Raw genomic sequence first — 15920 nt, 5'->3', positions numbered from 1 at the left:
TGGTGAATCAGGCCGTTATTTTACCATGCCATCAGGCCGCTGACACCTTGGGATGCCAGCGTTTGCGGCGTTTCGTGACCACCAGATCGAGTCCCTCGATCAGGGCTTCGAACTCGGCAGGGCTGAGCGTGATCGCCTGGCCGGCGGTGGACGACGACAGGGTGGCGAAACGTCCGCGCTCCAGGCGCTTGCTCCACACGCAGTAGCCGCCGGCCTGGAAGTACAGGCACTTGAGCTGGGTGCGCCGCCGGTTGATGAAGATGAAACCGTGCCCGCTCAGCGGATTCTGACCCAGCTGTCGGCGAACCAGGGCGGCCAGCCCATCATACGAGCAACGCATGTCGGTGGGCTGGGTGCACAGCCAGAGCGTGATCGGCGGGCGCATCATGCCCCCCGGCGAAAGCGCAGACAGACACCATCCCCCAGGTCGAGCTCGATCTCCCAGCCGCGTGGCTCGTCACTAATGGCATCTTCCTCTGGCACTGACACGGGTGCGAAGAGCGCCGGCTCGGCAGCCCTGTGATAAGGCATTGGTGCGTCGCCGGCCAGTCGCCGCTTCCAGAGCTTGAAGGAACTGACGGGAAGCCCTACCTGCCGACAGAAGGCTTGCTGGGAGAGCCCGCTTTGGGCCTGTTCGTCGACCCAGGCCTGCCATTGCGAGGCGGGGTGGCGGGAGTGGCGTCGCTTCGACATGGGGACTGATGCTCCGTCGGTGAATGACGGGATCAGCGTAGGGGGTCAGGCCATTTCAAGAAACGACGCGCCAGGACGGCCGCTTACGCCGCCCCAGCGTGCCAGCGTCTCATTCTCGCCGAGGGAGTCGCCAAGGTGTTCGGCGACCTGTTGCAGCAGGGCGTCACCCTGCTGGTGGCCGAGAGTGCTGTTATAGGCCTTGAAGTTGTCCAGGCCAACCAGCAGCAGGGCCGCATGCTCCTGTTGCCTCTCTGGGTTTTCCGCGAGGTGGTGGAGCCGCTCCTGGAGCCGCTGCCTGTTCGGCAACCCGGTCAGCGGGTCGTAGAAGGCGAGGCGATGGATTGCATCCTCGGCCTCCTTGGAGGCCGACAGGTCGCTCAGGGTGGCCACGAAGTGCAGAAGCTCGTCATGGGCATTGCGGATGGCGCTGATGGTCAGCCACTGGGGGTAGATCTCCCCGGTCTTGCGGCGATTCCAGATCTCGCCCTGCCAGCTGCCATCGCGCTCGATGGCACCCCACATGTCGCGATAGAAGTCGGCATCATGCTGCCCCGAGCTCCACATCCTCGGGTTGCGTCCCACCACCTCGCTCTCCGGGTAGCCGGTGATCTGGGTGAAAGTGCCGTTGGTCCTGATGACATTGCCGTCGGCATCGGTGATGAACATGCCCAGATGGGTGTCGAAGGCCATGGCCGCGATCCGCAGCTGGGCCTCCAGGGCCTTTTCCCGGGTGATGTCGGTGGCCAGCACCACGGTGCCGGCCGCGATGGCGGCATCGTTCAGCAAGGGCCTGAGCACTGCCTTGAAGTCGCGGGGCGTGCCATCCAGCGACAGGCGATAGCCGACCTCGATAGGCAGCCCGGTATCGGCGACCCGATCGAGAGCCACTCGGAAGCGCTCGGTGATATCGTCGGGCAGGATCTCCGAATAGTGGCGCCCCAGCAGCTGTTCCGGCGGGGCCAGCAGCAGGTCAGGCCGATGGGCATGGGCGAACTGCAGGTTGCCGTGCTCGTCGAAGCGAAACAGCAGCGCTTCGATGCCGGTCACCAGGGTTCTCAGCTCGGCCTCCCGCTGCTGGATGTCGCTCTGGGCCTGTTTGCGCTGCACGACCTCCCTGGCCAGCCGCTGCCGGCTGGCCAGCGCGCTCAGGTGGCGGCGCAGGGCCAGCCAGCCCAGCAGGGCGGTCACCAGCCAGCCGCCCAGAAGAATGCGCAGCTCGCGCCACCAGGGACGCAGGATGTCGGTGGTGCTGCGTCCGATCACCACCAGGTAGGGAGCGCTCGCGAGTCGCTTGCCCGACAGCAGCCGCACCTGCTGGTCCATGGGGGAGCGAACGATCATGCCATCCGGGACCAGGCCTTCCCTCACTGCCCGACTCAGCGGCGCGAGCTCAAAGGGAAGCCCGATACCCACGCCTTCCGCCGTGGGCGGCGGGTGGCGAGTGACCAGTTGCAGGTCGAGGTCCACCAGGGCAATGCTCTCGCTCTCGAGCTGGGCGGCTCTGGCAATGGTGGCACTCAGCACTGCCATGTTGAGCTGAGCGACCATCACGCCCTGCAACTGTGCGTCAGCGTCATGCAACGCCATGAAGTGCAGGGCCGTCAGGGCAGGGCTGTCTCCCTGAGTCAGCAGGCCGGTGACGCGGCTGCGCTCAGGGCTCGCCAGAAACGCATCGACAATGTGGGCATTGTCGTCCAGCACGGCGCGCATCCTGGCGCCATCGGAGCTTGCCAGCGGCTCACCCGCGGGGGTGAGCAGGGCCGCGGCGTCGACGAAATCCACGGCATCGACGCGCCGGGCGAGACGGCTGGACAACTGGGGCATGGCGGAGGCATCGCTGTCGGCAAGCGATTCCAGCGCCAGCTGCCCTGTTCCGGCAAGGAGTTGTTCGCTCAGGGCGAAACTGGCGGAGACCCAGTCGCCGACCAGCTCCGCCTTGGCGATCGTGTAGCGCCTTGCCTCTTCCATGGATGCCGTGCGCCGCTCGGCCAGGGCCCAGGCCATGGCACCCAGGGCTATCAACAGCAGGCCGAGCAGGAAGGCAGTAGGCATAAACTGCCGCCAGTGGTCATTCCGGGGCTCGAGGTCTGTGTGCGTGCTTATCACAATTTGATTACCGCCCCATGAATTTTGCGCGAAGCATCGCATGTTGGCTGGCGGGTGTCATCGCTCTATAGCCATGCCCCTTTCCGCCGTCGAGTAGGGCATTGAGATGGGGCGGGCAGGATGCCGGAAGCCGGGCGGTTGATTGGCGCCGGTGGCGTCGATGCCCGTTTGGCCGCTTACGGCAGCTAATAGATGAACTAAACGGTGTTTCAAGGCAGACTTCAGTGACTCCTTATTCTTGCCTCGCGCAGTGGTGAGCCAACATGATCAGTTGTGAACGCAGCGCCAGTCCCCCGCTCGGTCTGCTCCCCTTGCCCGAGACGCTGCGCGCCAGGCTTAACGAGTGCGATAGCCTGCCCTCATTGCCTGCCGCCGCCGCGCGTGTCCTGATGCTTGCTCGCCACCCCGATGCCAGCCTGGTCGACTATGCCGAGGCGATCGAGAAGGACCCGGCCCTGACCCTGCGGCTGCTGTCCCTGGCGAACAGCGGTTACTACTCCCGTGGCGGCGTCGAGTCGCACACCTGCCGTGAGGCGGTATCCCGACTGGGCCTGGATACGACGCTGGCGACCGTGATGAGCTTTGCGCTGACCCGGGTCAGCACCTCGGCCCTCGGCCTCGACCATCTCTGGCAGAGGGCCATCATCGCCGCGCTGGCGGCCCGGCATCTGGCGGCCAGGCTTTGCCCCCAGCAGGCCGGCGTGCTCTTCACCGTTTCCCTGTTGCAGGATATCGGCGTGCTGGCCGCCATCGCGCTCGATGAGCAGGACTACCGTCAGCTCATCGCCTCCTCGGAGGGGCATGACAGCCTGGTGGCGGCGGAGCACGCGCTCTACGGCTGTGACCATGCGAGCATCGGTGGCTGGCTTGCCGATAGCTGGGGGCTCCCGGTCCACCTGGCCAGGGGCATCGCGTCGAGTCATGGCGATCTCGACGACAGCTCCCCGGAAGCCCTTTGCCTGCGCTTGTCGGGTCCCATCGCCGACGCCTGGCTCTCCAGGTCACCGGCGCGTGCCCTGTTCCGGCTGCTGCACCGCTTCGAGACGCTTGGCGATGCCCTTCCGGTATCGTTGGCAAGCCTGCTCGAAGAGGCTCAGGAGAATCTCCCGGATATGGCGAAACTGCTCGATATCACGGCGCCACCGATATACGACAACCACGCCCTGCTGGAGGAGGCGCAGCAGCATCTGTTCCGGCAGGCGCTGGCCCTGAGCGCGCGCCTGGACATCCAGGAAGCCGAGCTGGAGGCGCTGCGCCAGCGTCAGACCGAACTCGAACAGCGCAGCCGGCGTGACGACCTGACCGGGCTTGCCAACCGGGCCTGGCTCGAGGCGCAACTGAAGGAGCGCTTTCGCCTCTGTCAGGAACAGGGACGCACCCTGTCGGTCGTGTTCATCGACCTCGACCACTTCAAGAAGCTCAACGATCGCTATGGCCACGTGCTCGGAGACCGGGTGCTGGAGAACTTTGCGGCAACGCTTCAGGAGTCGGTGCGCGAGGGAGATCTCGCCGGCCGCTATGGGGGGGAGGAGTTTCTGGTCATCCTGCCGGATGAGCGGGTGGAGGGTGCCATGGCGATGGCCGAGAGGCTGACCCAGCAGCTCTCCTCGCGGCCCATGGCACATGCCGACGGCGTGCCGTTGCATGTCTCGGTCTCCATCGGCATCGCCTGTCTGGACGATGCCGAGTTTCGCAGCGCGCGCGAACTGATCGATGCCGCCGACCAGAGCATGTACCGGGTCAAGCGGGAGGGCCGGGACGGTACGGCGACCTTTATCGAGACCACCTGAGCGGCGGCGGACCAGAAGCCTTGGTCTCCAGTGCCAGGTTCGTGGGCGGGAGGCGGACTGGCCGCGGGCTCAAGGTTCTCGAGGGCAGGCCGATATGTGCTTTAAGAGGAGTCTGTGATACTCTTAATCAAACTTTGGCACATCCTCGCCTTCCGCGGCTGACATGAGAGCGCCCCATGGCTATCCACGATAACGGATCTCCCCCCGGAGGGCGCCATGCCGAGTCGGACCTGGTGCACCATCCTGCGGCGCTTGCCACCCTTGCCTTCGAGAATGCCGAAACGGGGCTGGCCATCATCGATCAAGGGGGGCGGCTGCTGGCCGTCAACTCCTTCTTCCGCGACCTGGCGGGTATTCCGTCGGATCAGGCCCTGACTGACATGGACATTGGCCGGCTGATGCCGATCGGCTCGGCACTCTCTCTTGCACTCACGCCGTCGCGCCCGGGGCAGGGGGGGTGGCACGAGGTCTACCTGTCCGATGCCGAAGGGAACGAGGGGGAGCTTCTGCTCTCGGTGACGGCCCTGGATGGCGATGGCGGCCGACTGCTGACGCTGGTTCCTCGAGGGCTGCTCACCGGCAGCATGCCCGCTCGGGATGCGCTGACCGGGCTGGGCTCGCCCAGCCTCTTCAATGACCGGCTGGATCACGCCATTGCCCGCGCCGAGCGCCATGAGCGCCCCCTGGCCGTCCTGCTGGTGGAACTGGACCGCCCTCCTCGGCGTGCCGGGCTGATGCGCTGGCAGCGCTGGCAGCGCTGGCAGCTGCTGGAGCAGGTGGCCCGCCGGCTCAGTCGAGTGCTGCGCGAGGAAGACAGCCTGGCGCGGCTGGGCGAGGGACGCTGGGGGGTGATCATCGAGCACCCGGTGACGCCCCAGAGCCTGCATGCCGTGGCGCTGCGCCTGGAAGAGGCCATGGATGCTCCCTTCGACCAGGAAGGTGGCAGCGCCCTGATGACGCTCTCCATCGGGATCGCTCGCTTTCCGGAGGATGCCGCGGACAGTGCGGCGCTGATGGAGGAGGCCGCGCTGGCGCTGGGACAGTCGCGTCGCCTTGGGCCGGGCGCCCACGCCTTCCGAGACCGCGGCCTGCGCAAGCATATCGAGGCGCGAGAGACGCTTCTGGGGCAGCTCCAGGAGGCGCTGCTGTCACCCACAGGCCATTTCCAGCTGGTGTTTCAGCCCCAGTGCGACGCCGAGACCGGTCGCTGGGTGGGGCTCGAGGCTCTGGTGCGTTGGCCGCGGCCGCGGCATGGCATGACCTACCCCGGCGAGTTGCTGCCCGCGGTAACGGAGCTGGGCGAGCAGGTGCGCCTGGATCGCTGGGTGCTGGGGCAGGTGATCGCACTCAGGGCCGCCTGGCAGGCATCAGGAGTGGGGCTGGCTTCGCTGCCGCTGAGCGTGAACCTGATGGCGGAGACCCTGGAACAGGAAGTCTTCGATGGCTGTCCGCTGGACCACTTCCTCAAGCGCTATCCCCAGCCGCTGGAGGGGCTCTGCCTGGAGCTTCCTGCCGCGGTACTCGATGGGCTTGGCGAGAATCGAAGGCACCTGCTGAAGCGGCTGCAGCGAATGGGCGTCACCCTGGTGGCGGATGGCCTGGGGACGGCGCCGGTCTCGCTGGTTGCCCTGCCTGCCCTTGGGGTCAGTGGTGCCAAGCTTGCACCTGCCATGATGGCCGAAATGGACCAGAGCAAGCTGGTTCGCCAGGGGGCGAGAGGGCTGATCGCGGGACTGCATGAGCTGGGGCTTGCCACGGTGGCGGTGGGCGTTGAGTCGTCCGAGCAGTTCGAGCGGGTCAAGCGGCTGGGGGTGGCGGGAGTCCAGGGGCATTACCTGTGCCCGCCGCTCACCGCCGATGAGCTGGCGGCCAGGTGGGGGCAGGATCAGCCCTGACGTCTGCGCGGGTGGTCATTCGGCAGCTGGTAGGCTTCAAGCCGATGTGTTCAGCCTTGCCGGCTGGCGGCTGGTGCGGCCGCTGGGCTCGTAGAGCGTCTTGTCGGCGATCTGGTGGATGAAATCCAGCATCTTCTGGTTGTGCGAGGCGCGCATCTGCAGCAGCTCGCCTGCCAGGTCATTCAGGCGAGCCGTGCGCTCGGTGGCCCCCAGGCAGGCTTCCCATTCCTCCAGGCAGCCGGCCTCTTCGGCGGCGGTGCGGGCACCCGCCGGTCCTTCTGCGTAGCCCAGGCGCGCCTGGACCTGTCGACGCAGCGTCTCCATGCGCTCCATCTCGGCCAGCAGCTCCTGCTTGCGCCGGGCGAGCTGTGCCAGCGCATCGCCATCGACCTGGCTTGACGTGAGCTGCTCAAGTTCTCGTTCGAGAAGCTGCGTCAGCGTGTTCAGGCGGCCCCGCTGGTCGGAGAGCAGGCGCGCCAGGCTCATGCCTTGTCTTGCCCGAGCAGCTCGCGCACGTTGGCGATCAGGCCATCGGCGATGCGCTCGGCGTGGATCTCGAGCCGGCCTTCCCGAATGGCCTCGCGAATCTCGGCGACGCGGGCGGTGTCGATATCCTGGCTGGCATCGGCGGCGCCGTGGCTGAGGTGCGTCCTGGCCGCCGGTTCGGCGTCATGGGTCGCAGGCTGCTGGCTGGCGCCTTTGACCTTCTGAGCCTCGTCTCGCCCAGGCGTCTGGCCGGTGCGGATCAGCGGGTTATGGTTGTCAATTTTCAAGATGGTTGCCTCTTGACCGTATGCCGTTCAGGGGTGCTTGTCCCTGTTATCGGCAGGTCGGCGAAAGACTTTAGGCATGAACAGAAGTTGCCGCGATTGCGGCGATAAAGGTAGCTGGCAGACTAACCGAGGGGTCGCTACAAGTCCACGGCAAGTCTGCCCTCGCCGATGACGCGGGCCTGGATGATCTCCCGCTGGCCGAAGCGCACCCGAATGGTCGCTCCCAGGGCGCCGGGCTCCATGGCTTCCCCCTCACGCACCGCCCGGAAGCTGGCGCCGCCGGCTTCGACCGCCACCGTCTGGCCCCGTTCCACCAGGGCTCTTGCCTGGAAGAACTGGGCTTGCAGGGGCGAGCCCGCACGGATGCTGCGACGGGCCTGGTGTCCCAGCAGTGAAGAGGCGTCACGCACGGTCTGTCGAGGCAGCGCGGCCAGGTTGCCGTGGCGCTGCTCGAGGTGGTCCTGGGTCAGCACCGTACCCGGCGCGATATCGACCGCGGCCACCGGGTAGCTGGCGATCACGCCCACCTCCGCCTGCAGGTAGCGCACCTGGCGGCCGTCCTCGCCGCAGCGAACTCCCACCGAGATTCTCCCCGCCACCGGCGCATCGGGCCGGGCCAGAAACGGCTCGGGCGACTCACAGGGCGGCAGGTGTGCCGATGGCGGATTCACCTCGATCATCACCTCGTCGGCCTCGGCCTGCTCATACAGGAACGCCTGCACCCGATGGATCAGCGCATCGTGCGGATCGCTGGCGGCCATGGTGGGGGCCGCCAGCAGCCAGATGCTCAGCAGCAGGAGCGGCACGACACGGGGGTGGGGCATGGTGACTCTCTGAGGCGGGTAGGGGGCTATCGCCATTCTAGGACCCGCGCGCTGCGGGCATTCGCGGAAATGGGTATGGAAGAGAGGGCTGTTTGGGGCTTTGGGGTGACGGCAGGCTGGCTATTCTCCATCGTCAACCAATTCCCCCTAGCCGAGGATGCGCCGGGATGATCGACCAGCTCGAGGCCGCCTTTCACTACCACCAGCAGGCGCTGGGCCTGCGCCAGCAGCGCCACAAGGTGCTGGCCAGCAATATCGCCAACGCCGATACGCCCGGCTACAAGGCGCGGGACCTGGACTTTGCCAGCGAGCTGAAGAAGGCCGTCGGCAAGGGCGGGGCCAGCGGCCAGGGGCTCAGCCTTGCGCGCACCTCGGAGCGGCACATTGCCGGCCAGGGGGCGTCGAGCGCCCAGTCCGGACTGCTCTACCGGGTGCCGGACCAGCCGAGCCTGGACGGCAATACCGTGGACATGGATCGCGAGCGCACCGCCTTTGCCGATAACTCGGTGCGCTATCAAGCGGGCCTGACCATCCTCAACAGCCGCATCCAGGGCCTCAAGAACGCGATGCAGCCCGAGTAAGGGCGGCCTGACTAAAAAGGAGCACCTCGATGTCGATGTTTTCCGTGTTCGATATAGCCGGCTCGGCCATGAGCGCCCAGTCCCAGCGCATGAACGTGACGGCTAGCAACCTGGCCAACGCCGACAGCGTCGCGGGCCCGGATGGCGAGGCCTACCGCGCCAAGCAGGTGCTCTTCGAGAGCCGGGCCAGCCAGGCTCATGGCATCGGCGGCGTCGGCGTGCGCCAGGTGGTGGAAGACCCCTCGCCCATGCGCCTGGAGTACCGCCCGGACCACCCGCTGGCCAACGAGGAGGGCTACGTGACCATGCCCAACGTCGAGCCGGTGCATGAGATGGTCAACATGATCTCCGCCTCGCGCTCCTACCAGGCCAACATCGAGGTGATGAACACCAGCAAGCAGATGATGCTCAAGACCCTGACGCTGGGGGAGGGCTGATCCGATGACGAGCCCGATCGGTAGCAATGTGCTGAGCAGCGTCAACGCCGGCGGTGCGCCCGGCATGGACAGCCGCCAGTCCGATGAGCTGCGCAACAACTTCATGACGCTGCTGATTACGCAGCTTCAGAATCAGGACCCGCTCAACCCGCTGGAGAATAACGAGCTGACCTCCCAGCTGGCGCAGATCAACACCGTCAGCGGCATCGAGCAGCTCAACAAGACCATGGAGGGCATCACCTCCCAGATCACCGCGGGGCAGACCATGCAGGCCGCCGGCCTGATCGGCCAGGGCGTGCTGGTGCCGGGGGATCGGGTGCTGCTGGATCGCGATGCCGAGGGCAATGTGCACACCACCCCCTTCGGTTTCGATCTGGCGCGCTCCGCCGAGAGCGTCAAGGTCACCATCGTGGGCGGCGATGGCCAGGTGATCAACCGCTACGACCTGGGGGCGATCGGCGCCGGGGTCGACTCCTTCACCTGGGATGGCAGGACCAGCCAGGGCGAGATCGCCGTACCAGGCGCTTACCGGGTGCGTATCGAGGCGTCCAGCAACGACAAGCCAGTCGCCGTTGAGGCGCTCAATTACGCCGTAGTGGGGGGTGTAACGCCGCCCGATGACAAGGGCGGTGTCCGTCTCGACCTGGGGGCCGTCTACGGCCAGGTGGGCCTGGACCAAGTCCGCCAGATTCTCTGACTCTCTATTGATTTGCGCGGGCCGCTTGGCGGCCAGGCCATGAACGCCACTAGGCCATGAACGTCACTAGGCAAAGGAACACGACATGAGCTTCTCTCAAGCACTCTCCGGCCTCAACGCCCAGCAGCAGAAACTGGGCGTGCTGGGCAACAACATCGCCAACTCCCAGACCGTGGGCTTCAAGAGTTCCGGCGTGCAGTTCGCCGATGTCTTCGCCAACTCCCAAGTCGGCCTCGGTACTCGCGTCTCGGCGGTGCTGCAGAACTTCAGCGAGGGCAACATCGAGTCCACCAACCGCAACCTCGACCTGGCGATCAGTGGCAGCGGCTTCTATCGCTTCGAGCAGGGCGGCGAGGTGGTCTATTCCCGCAATGGCCAGCTCTCCCTGACCACCGACGGCTTGCTGCAGAATGCCCAGGGCGCCAACCTGATGGGCTATGGCCTGAATGCCCAGGGTCAGGTGCAGGTCGGCGGTCAGCCCCAGGTGCTGCGGGTGGACGCCGAAGATATGCCGGCGGGCATGACCACCAATGTGGCCACCACCGTGAATCTGGATGCTCGCGCGGTCGTGAATGAGGGACGCTCCACGGTGGACCTTCGCGTGGGTGCTGCGGCAGACGCAGCCACCGTGCCAGTGAACTACCACTTCTCCAACAACTTTACCGTCTATGATTCCCTGGGCAATCCGCGCAACGTGACGGTCTACTACGAAAAGACCGACCCAAACCAGTGGACCGTCAAGATGGCGATGGATGGTCAGGTCCTTGGGGGCGCCACGCCGACTCAATACACATTGGCCTTTAATACGAACGGTCAGCTGGAGCGTGAAGGTGGAACTGACGTCAACGACCAGGGTGTGATCGAAAACGTCTCCTTCGAGGCGGGGGCTTTCCTGAACGGCGAGGCTGAAGACCTAGAGTTCAACTTCAACCTTGCGGGCTCGACTCAGTTCGGCAACACCTCCACCACCAACTCCTTGACCCAGAACGGTTTCACCTCCGGCACCCTGGTGGGCATCACCATCGAGGACGATGGCACCATCATGCGCAACTACTCCAACGAGCAGTCGCGCCCGTCCGGTCAGATCTCGCTGGCCAACTTCCGCAACCCGGAAGGGCTGCGCCCCGTGGGTGACAACGTCTGGGCCGCGACCCAGGCCTCCGGCCAGGAGCTGGTGGGCGCCCCGGGCACCGGCCAGCTGGGACTGATCGTCTCCGGCGCCATCGAGACCTCCAACGTGGACATGGCCCGCGAGCTGGTGGACATGATCGTCGCCCAGCGCGCCTATCAGGCCAACTCCCAGACCATCAAGACCCAGGACGAGCTCCTGCAGACCGCCATCAACCTGCGCTAAGCGCCGCCGGAGCCTGACCGATGGATCGCATCCTCTACACCGCCATGAGCGGCGCCAAGCAGACCATGGACCGCCAGGCCGTGGTCAGCCACAACCTGGCCAACGTCGATACTGCCGGCTTCCGCAGCCAGCTCCACGCCATGCGGGCGGTGCCGGTGCAGGGGGAGGCCGCTCACGCCACCCGCACCTCGGTGGCGGCCAGCACGCCGGGCAGCGACTTCAGCCCGGGCCCGATGGCCACCACCGGCCGCGAGCTGGACGTGGCGGTGCAGGGGCAGGGCTGGATCGCCGTGCAGGCGCCGGACGGCGGCGAGGCCTACACCCGCCGCGGCGACCTGCAGATCGATGGCGACGGCGTGCTGATGGTCACCGGACGCCCGGTGATCGGCGAGGGCGGGCCCATCATCGTGCCGCTGGGCGCCCAGGTCTCCATGGGCGCCGACGGCACCCTGAGCGCCATCGGCGAGGGGCAGGGCCCCGAGGCCCTGGTCGACGTCGGCAGAATCAAGCTCGTCACCGCGGGCGCGACTGGCCTCGTGCGCGGCGAGGATGGGCTCTTCCGCCCTGGCCCCAACGCCGAGGGCGAGATCGCCGCGCTGCCCCAGGATGAGGACGTGCGCGTGGTGAGCGGCGTGCTGGAGGGCAGCAACGTCAGCGCCATCGACGCCATGGTGTCGATGATCAACGTTGCCCGCCACTACGAGATGCAGATGAAGGTCATCAGCACCGCCGACGAGAACGCCCAGCGCGCCAACAACCTGCTTTCTTTACAGGGCTGAGGGCTCTCTTCAGGGCTGAAGGCTAAAGGAATCCGATCATGATCAAGTCACTCTGGACCGCCAAGACCGGCCTGGAATCCCAGCAGGTGAAGCTGGACGTCATCTCCAACAACCTGGCCAACGTCAGCACCAACGGCTTCAAGCGCAGCCGCGCGGTGTTCGAGGACCTGCTCTACCAGAACCTGCGCCAGCCCGGCGCACAGAACGACGTGCAGAACCGTCTGCCCTCCGGCATGCAGGTGGGCACGGGGGTACGCCCGGTGGCCACCGAACGCCTGCACACTCAGGGTGGGCTCGAGAACACCAGCAACTCCCGCGATCTCGCCATCAACGGCAACGGCTTCTTCCAGGTGCTGATGCCCGACGGCAGCACCGCCTACACCCGCGACGGCAGCTTCCAGCTCGACGAGAACGGCCAGATGGTCACCGCCAACGGCTATCCGTTGGAGCCGGCCATCATCATCCCCGACAACGCCCTGTCGATCTCCATCGGCGAGGACGGCATCGTCTCGGTGCGCCAGCCCGGGGTGACCCAGTCCCTGGAGGTGGGCCAGATCAGCATCTCCACCTTCGTCAACGCCACGGGCCTCGAGAGCATCGGCGGCAACCTCTACCTGGAGACCACCTCCTCCGGCCCGCGCAACGAGACCATGCCGGGCATGAACGGCGCCGGGCGTCTCTTCCAGGGCTATGTGGAGACCTCCAACGTCAACGTGGTGGAGGAGATGGTGAACATGATCCAGACCCAGCGCGCCTACGAGATCAACAGCAAGGCGGTGCAGACCAGCGACGAGATGCTGGCCCGCCTGAGCCAGCTGTAACCGGCCGCGTGGCCGTGAACGGGTGAACGAGATGATGAAGATGGCTTCGAGCGTGCGCCGTGGGGCGATGCTGATGGTGGCACTGGCTCTGCTGACGATGGCGGGCTGCGCCCAGGTGCCGCGGGCCTCGGTGGTGGGGGAGCAGGAGCAGATCAATATCACGCCGCCGCCCCCGCCCCTGGCCAACGGTTCCATCTACCAGGCGCATCGTGGCTCCCAGCCGCTGTTCGAGGATCGCCGGCCGCGCATGGTGGGTGACATCCTCACCATCGTGCTGGATGAGCAGGTCAGCGCCAGCAAGAACGCCCAGTCCAACATGACGCGCAACGGCTCGGCGGGGCTCGATCTGTCGGCGCTGCCCGATGTGCTGGAGCGCCTGGCCGCGCAGGGCATCGACCTGTCCGGTGATCTGTCCGGCAACAGCAGCTTCAATGGCGGCGGCGGCTCCCAGGCCAGCAACAGCATGACCGGCACCATCACCGTCTCGGTACTGGAGGTGATGCATAACGGCAACCTGCGGGTGCGTGGCGAGAAGCAGATCGGCATCAACCAGGGGGTCGAGTTCATCCGCTTCTCCGGGGTCATCAACCCGCGCACCATCAGCGGCCAGAATACCGTGCCCTCCACCTCCGTCGCCGATGCGCGCATCGAATACGTGGGTAATGGCTACATCAGCGAGGCACAGCACATGGGCTGGCTGCAGCGCTTCTTCCTCAACATCTCGCCGTTCTAGGGGGCAGCATGCAGGCCGTTGCCACAACCTCGTCTTCACGCCGGCCTTCGCGCTGGTTCGTCAGGCTGCTGCTGGTGTCGCTGGCCTGCCTTGTGGCCCTGCCTGCCCAGGCCGAGCGCATTCGCGAGCTGGCAAGCTTTGCCGGCGTGCGCGACAACGTGCTGGTGGGCTATGGCCTGGTCGTCGGGCTGGATGGCACCGGCGATCAGACCATGCAGGCGCCCTTCACCGGCCAGAGCCTGACCAACATGCTCTCCCAGCTGGGCATCACCGTGCCCCCCGGCACCAACATGCAGCTGCGCAACGTGGCAGCGGTGATGATCACCGCCGATCTGCCGCCCTTTGCCAGGCCAGGCCAGCGCATCGACATCAACGTCTCCTCGGTGGGCAACGCGCGCAGCCTGCGCGGCGGCACCCTGCTGATGACGCCCCTAAAGGGCGCCGACGGTGAGACCTACGCCATCGCCCAGGGCAACTTGCTGGTGGTCGGCGCCGGTGCCGAGGGCGGCGGCAGCTCGGTGCAGGTGAACCAGCTGGCCGGCGGCCGCATCGCCGGCGGTGCCATGGTCGAGCGTGAGGTCCCGCTGGATCTCGCCGCCAACGGCGGGCTGCTGGAGCTCGAGCTCAAGCAGGCTGATTTCGGCACCGCCCAGCGCGTGGTCAACGCCATCAACCAGGAGTTCGGCCGCCCGGTGGCCTCGGCCCGCAACGGCCGGGTGATCGCTCTGGATGGCCCGATGACGGACAATTCCCGGGTCAACTTCATGGCCCAGGTGGAGAACATACGCGTGACCCCCACCGAGGCGCCGGCGAAGGTGGTGCTCAACTCTCGCACCGGCTCGGTGGTGATGAACAGCGCGGTGACCCTGCGCCGGGCGGCGGTGGCCCACGGCAACCTCTCCATCGTGATCGACACCCGCTTCGGGGTGAGCCAGCCGCCTCCCTTCAGTCCAGGCGAGACCGTGGTGGTCCCCGATACCGAGATCGCGATCGAGCAGCAGGACGCCTATCTGCAGGTGGTGGAAGGGGCCGATCTGGCCGACGTGGTCAACGCGCTCAACGCGCTGGGCGCCACGCCCCAGGACCTGATGGCGATTCTCGAAGCGCTGAAGGCCGCAGGCTCACTGCGCGCCGACCTGGAGATCCTCTGATGAGCGTGCAGGACACCGGTAGCCAGTTCGCGCTGGACATGCAGGGGCTGAACCGCTTGAAGCACACCGCCCGCCAGGACCCGAGCCAGGGCGTGCGCGGCGCCGCCGAGCAGTTCGAGGCGCTCTTTATCCAGATGATGCTCAAGAGCATGCGCGACACCATCCCCGAGAGCGGGCTGATGGAGAGCCAGGCCACCGACCTCTACCAGTCGATGCTCGACCAGCAGTGGTCCCAGGTGATGGCCTCTCGCGGCATCGGCCTGGCCGACAAGCTGGTGGCTCAACTGGAGCGCGGCGGGATGGTGCCCGGGCAGGAGCAGCGTGGCAGCGCAGTGGATGAGCTGATCGCCGGCATTCCCCGCGGGGCGCCACGTCCGCTGCAGGATGCGCTGCTGGGCGAAGAGGATGAAAGCGAGACGCCGCCGACTGCGGCTCCGGGAACGCCAGGTGAGCCCGAATCGCAAGGTGCGAAGGCCGCCGAGACGGCCCCCGCCAGCTTTATGGAGGCCCTCGAGGCCTCGCCCGCCGGCTTCATGGGCGAGCTGGCTGCCCAGCCGCTGGCGGCGGCGCCATCCTCTCGCGAACCGCAGGCCCGCGATGTTCAATCTCGAGTCGCCGATGGCGAAAGGACCCCGGGTGCACTGCCGGGGGCTCGGGCAGAGAGCCAGGCTCCCTCCCGCAGCGACAGTGGCCCGGTGCCGGCCCATGTGCAGGCCTTCGTGGACAAGCTGGAGGGGCCGGCCCGCGCCGCCAGTCGTCAGACCGGCGTGCCGGCGGAGCTGATACTCGCCCAGGCGGCGCTGGAGACCGGCTGGGGGCGCCATGAGATCGCCACCGCCGAGGGCCGCAACAGTCACAATCTCTTCGGCATCAAGGCGGGCAGCCGCTGGCAGGGGCCCACCACCGAGGTGGTGACCCACGAGTACCTCAACGGCCAGCGCACCCGGATGACCGATACCTTCCGGGTCTATGGCTCCTTCGAGGAGTCATTCACCGACTATGCGCGCCTGATCAGCGACAACCCCCGCTATGCCGGCGTGGTCAGCGCGGGCAGCGCCGAGCAGGCCGCCCGGGCGCTGCAGGCGGGGGGGTACGCCACCGACCCGGCCTATGCCGACAAGCTGATCGCGGTCATGGGCACCCTGAACGGGGCGGCCGGCACCAGCATGCTGGCCAGCCGCGGCGCGCCCGCGTCGGATTCGCTGGTGTTCCTGCGCTACTGAGCGGGCGCCTTGCAAGGGGCGCCGGCTCCTAAAGAAAAATCTGCCGCGGCCGATAGTCAAGGC

At 66.7% G+C, this 15920-nt stretch carries 17 protein-coding genes; 11 read left to right on the top strand and 6 right to left on the bottom strand.

Going from position 1 to position 15920, the window contains the following annotated elements; all coding sequences use genetic code 11:
• Positions 1-31 precede the first annotated feature (31 nt).
• From tnpB to HIR79_RS15365, 3 genes are read right to left on the bottom strand one after another with little or no spacing between them, the layout of a single operon-like run.
• Complete coding sequence (tnpB, locus tag HIR79_RS15375) at positions 32-385, bottom strand: IS66 family insertion sequence element accessory protein TnpB (RefSeq protein WP_169956277.1); 354 nt, start codon at positions 383-385, stop codon at positions 32-34.
• Positions 385-693 carry an IS66 family insertion sequence element accessory protein TnpA gene (gene tnpA / locus HIR79_RS15370; protein ID WP_110068988.1) on the bottom strand — a complete coding sequence of 103 codons (309 nt, stop codon included), beginning with the start codon at positions 691-693 and terminating at the stop codon, positions 385-387. The genes tnpB and tnpA overlap by 1 nt, the downstream gene beginning before the upstream one ends.
• 45 nt (positions 694-738) lie before the next feature.
• A complete protein-coding gene (locus HIR79_RS15365) occupies positions 739-2745 on the bottom strand; it encodes a diguanylate cyclase domain-containing protein (protein WP_169958991.1) in 2007 nt (668 codons plus the stop codon).
• Positions 2746-3062: 317 nt separating this feature from the next.
• Here HIR79_RS15365 and HIR79_RS15360 point away from each other — a divergent pair, with 317 nt between their 5' ends.
• Together HIR79_RS15360 and HIR79_RS15355 are read left to right on the top strand one after the other, a co-directional pair.
• Positions 3063-4589: a sensor domain-containing diguanylate cyclase gene (locus HIR79_RS15360; RefSeq protein WP_169958990.1), complete on the top strand. Its 1527-nt coding sequence runs from the start codon at positions 3063-3065 to the stop codon at positions 4587-4589.
• A 176-nt stretch (positions 4590-4765) separates the two neighbouring features.
• Complete coding sequence (locus HIR79_RS15355) at positions 4766-6484, top strand: GGDEF domain-containing protein (protein ID WP_169958989.1); 1719 nt, start codon at positions 4766-4768, stop codon at positions 6482-6484.
• A 36-nt stretch (positions 6485-6520) separates the two neighbouring features.
• On the opposite strand, the gene HIR79_RS15350 is transcribed toward HIR79_RS15355, so the two are convergent.
• The 3 genes from HIR79_RS15350 to flgA all read right to left on the bottom strand — a co-directional run bounded on the left by HIR79_RS15350 (position 6521) and on the right by flgA (position 8081).
• Positions 6521-6970: a flagella synthesis protein FlgN gene (locus HIR79_RS15350; RefSeq protein WP_119021744.1), complete on the bottom strand. Its 450-nt coding sequence runs from the start codon at positions 6968-6970 to the stop codon at positions 6521-6523.
• Positions 6967-7257 carry a flagellar biosynthesis anti-sigma factor FlgM gene (gene flgM / locus HIR79_RS15345; RefSeq protein ID WP_169958988.1) on the bottom strand — a complete coding sequence of 97 codons (291 nt, stop codon included), beginning with the start codon at positions 7255-7257 and terminating at the stop codon, positions 6967-6969. The genes HIR79_RS15350 and flgM overlap by 4 nt, the downstream gene beginning before the upstream one ends.
• A 137-nt stretch (positions 7258-7394) precedes the next feature.
• A complete protein-coding gene (flgA, locus tag HIR79_RS15340) occupies positions 7395-8081 on the bottom strand; it encodes a flagellar basal body P-ring formation chaperone FlgA (protein ID WP_169958987.1) in 687 nt (228 codons plus the stop codon).
• A 167-nt stretch (positions 8082-8248) separates the two neighbouring features.
• Here flgA and flgB point away from each other — a divergent pair, with 167 nt between their 5' ends.
• The 9 genes from flgB (at position 8249) to flgJ (ending at position 15857) form a co-directional block, all read left to right on the top strand.
• Positions 8249-8662 carry a flagellar basal body rod protein FlgB gene (gene flgB / locus HIR79_RS15335; protein ID WP_119021741.1) on the top strand — a complete coding sequence of 138 codons (414 nt, stop codon included), beginning with the start codon at positions 8249-8251 and terminating at the stop codon, positions 8660-8662.
• 29 nt (positions 8663-8691) lie between these two features.
• The gene (gene flgC, locus HIR79_RS15330; RefSeq protein WP_110069246.1) at positions 8692-9099 is read left to right on the top strand and encodes a flagellar basal body rod protein FlgC; all 408 of its coding nucleotides are present in this window, start codon (positions 8692-8694) and stop codon (positions 9097-9099) included.
• Between the two features lie 4 nt (positions 9100-9103).
• Positions 9104-9796: a flagellar hook assembly protein FlgD gene (locus HIR79_RS15325; RefSeq protein WP_169958986.1), complete on the top strand. Its 693-nt coding sequence runs from the start codon at positions 9104-9106 to the stop codon at positions 9794-9796.
• 85 nt (positions 9797-9881) lie between these two features.
• Positions 9882-11150 (top strand): flagellar hook protein FlgE, encoded by a 1269-nt coding sequence (gene flgE / locus HIR79_RS15320; RefSeq protein WP_169958985.1) that lies wholly within the window; start codon positions 9882-9884, stop codon positions 11148-11150.
• Between the two features lie 20 nt (positions 11151-11170).
• On the top strand, positions 11171-11929 hold the full coding sequence (locus HIR79_RS15315; protein WP_169958984.1) for a flagellar basal body rod protein FlgF: 759 nt from the start codon (positions 11171-11173) through the stop codon (positions 11927-11929).
• 38 nt (positions 11930-11967) lie between these two features.
• On the top strand, positions 11968-12750 hold the full coding sequence (gene flgG, locus HIR79_RS15310) for a flagellar basal-body rod protein FlgG (RefSeq protein WP_119021737.1): 783 nt from the start codon (positions 11968-11970) through the stop codon (positions 12748-12750).
• 31 nt (positions 12751-12781) lie between these two features.
• On the top strand, positions 12782-13483 hold the full coding sequence (locus tag HIR79_RS15305; RefSeq protein WP_119021736.1) for a flagellar basal body L-ring protein FlgH: 702 nt from the start codon (positions 12782-12784) through the stop codon (positions 13481-13483).
• Positions 13484-13491: 8 nt separating this feature from the next.
• A complete protein-coding gene (locus tag HIR79_RS15300; protein WP_169958983.1) occupies positions 13492-14634 on the top strand; it encodes a flagellar basal body P-ring protein FlgI in 1143 nt (380 codons plus the stop codon).
• Positions 14634-15857: a flagellar assembly peptidoglycan hydrolase FlgJ gene (gene flgJ / locus HIR79_RS15295; protein ID WP_169958982.1), complete on the top strand. Its 1224-nt coding sequence runs from the start codon at positions 14634-14636 to the stop codon at positions 15855-15857. The genes HIR79_RS15300 and flgJ overlap by 1 nt, the downstream gene beginning before the upstream one ends.
• Positions 15858-15920: the final 63 nt, after the last annotated feature.

It is taken from the genome of Halomonas sp. PGE1, from assembly GCF_013000985.1.
Classification (GTDB): Bacteria; Pseudomonadota; Gammaproteobacteria; order Pseudomonadales; family Halomonadaceae; genus Halomonas; species Halomonas alkalicola.
The sequence above is the reverse complement of the archived record's forward strand: the minus strand, read 5'-3'. Positions and strand labels throughout refer to the sequence as shown.

Excerpts from the sequence above, each read along its gene's own strand:
- tnpB (WP_169956277.1), bottom strand. The coding sequence starts at position 385 with ATGCGCCCGCCGATCACGCTCTGGCTGTGCACCCAGCCCACCGACATG.
- tnpA (WP_110068988.1), bottom strand. The coding sequence starts at position 693 with ATGTCGAAGCGACGCCACTCCCGCCACCCCGCCTCGCAATGGCAGGCC.
- HIR79_RS15365 (WP_169958991.1), bottom strand. The coding sequence starts at position 2,745 with ATGCCTACTGCCTTCCTGCTCGGCCTGCTGTTGATAGCCCTGGGTGCC.
- HIR79_RS15360 (WP_169958990.1), top strand. The coding sequence starts at position 3,063 with ATGATCAGTTGTGAACGCAGCGCCAGTCCCCCGCTCGGTCTGCTCCCC.
- HIR79_RS15355 (WP_169958989.1), top strand. The coding sequence starts at position 4,766 with ATGGCTATCCACGATAACGGATCTCCCCCCGGAGGGCGCCATGCCGAG.
- HIR79_RS15350 (WP_119021744.1), bottom strand. The coding sequence starts at position 6,970 with ATGAGCCTGGCGCGCCTGCTCTCCGACCAGCGGGGCCGCCTGAACACG.
- flgA (WP_169958987.1), bottom strand. The coding sequence starts at position 8,081 with ATGCCCCACCCCCGTGTCGTGCCGCTCCTGCTGCTGAGCATCTGGCTG.
- flgB (WP_119021741.1), top strand. The coding sequence starts at position 8,249 with ATGATCGACCAGCTCGAGGCCGCCTTTCACTACCACCAGCAGGCGCTG.
- flgC (WP_110069246.1), top strand. The coding sequence starts at position 8,692 with ATGTCGATGTTTTCCGTGTTCGATATAGCCGGCTCGGCCATGAGCGCC.
- HIR79_RS15325 (WP_169958986.1), top strand. The coding sequence starts at position 9,104 with ATGACGAGCCCGATCGGTAGCAATGTGCTGAGCAGCGTCAACGCCGGC.
- flgE (WP_169958985.1), top strand. The coding sequence starts at position 9,882 with ATGAGCTTCTCTCAAGCACTCTCCGGCCTCAACGCCCAGCAGCAGAAA.
- HIR79_RS15315 (WP_169958984.1), top strand. The coding sequence starts at position 11,171 with ATGGATCGCATCCTCTACACCGCCATGAGCGGCGCCAAGCAGACCATG.
- flgG (WP_119021737.1), top strand. The coding sequence starts at position 11,968 with ATGATCAAGTCACTCTGGACCGCCAAGACCGGCCTGGAATCCCAGCAG.
- HIR79_RS15305 (WP_119021736.1), top strand. The coding sequence starts at position 12,782 with ATGATGAAGATGGCTTCGAGCGTGCGCCGTGGGGCGATGCTGATGGTG.
- HIR79_RS15300 (WP_169958983.1), top strand. The coding sequence starts at position 13,492 with ATGCAGGCCGTTGCCACAACCTCGTCTTCACGCCGGCCTTCGCGCTGG.
- flgJ (WP_169958982.1), top strand. The coding sequence starts at position 14,634 with ATGAGCGTGCAGGACACCGGTAGCCAGTTCGCGCTGGACATGCAGGGG.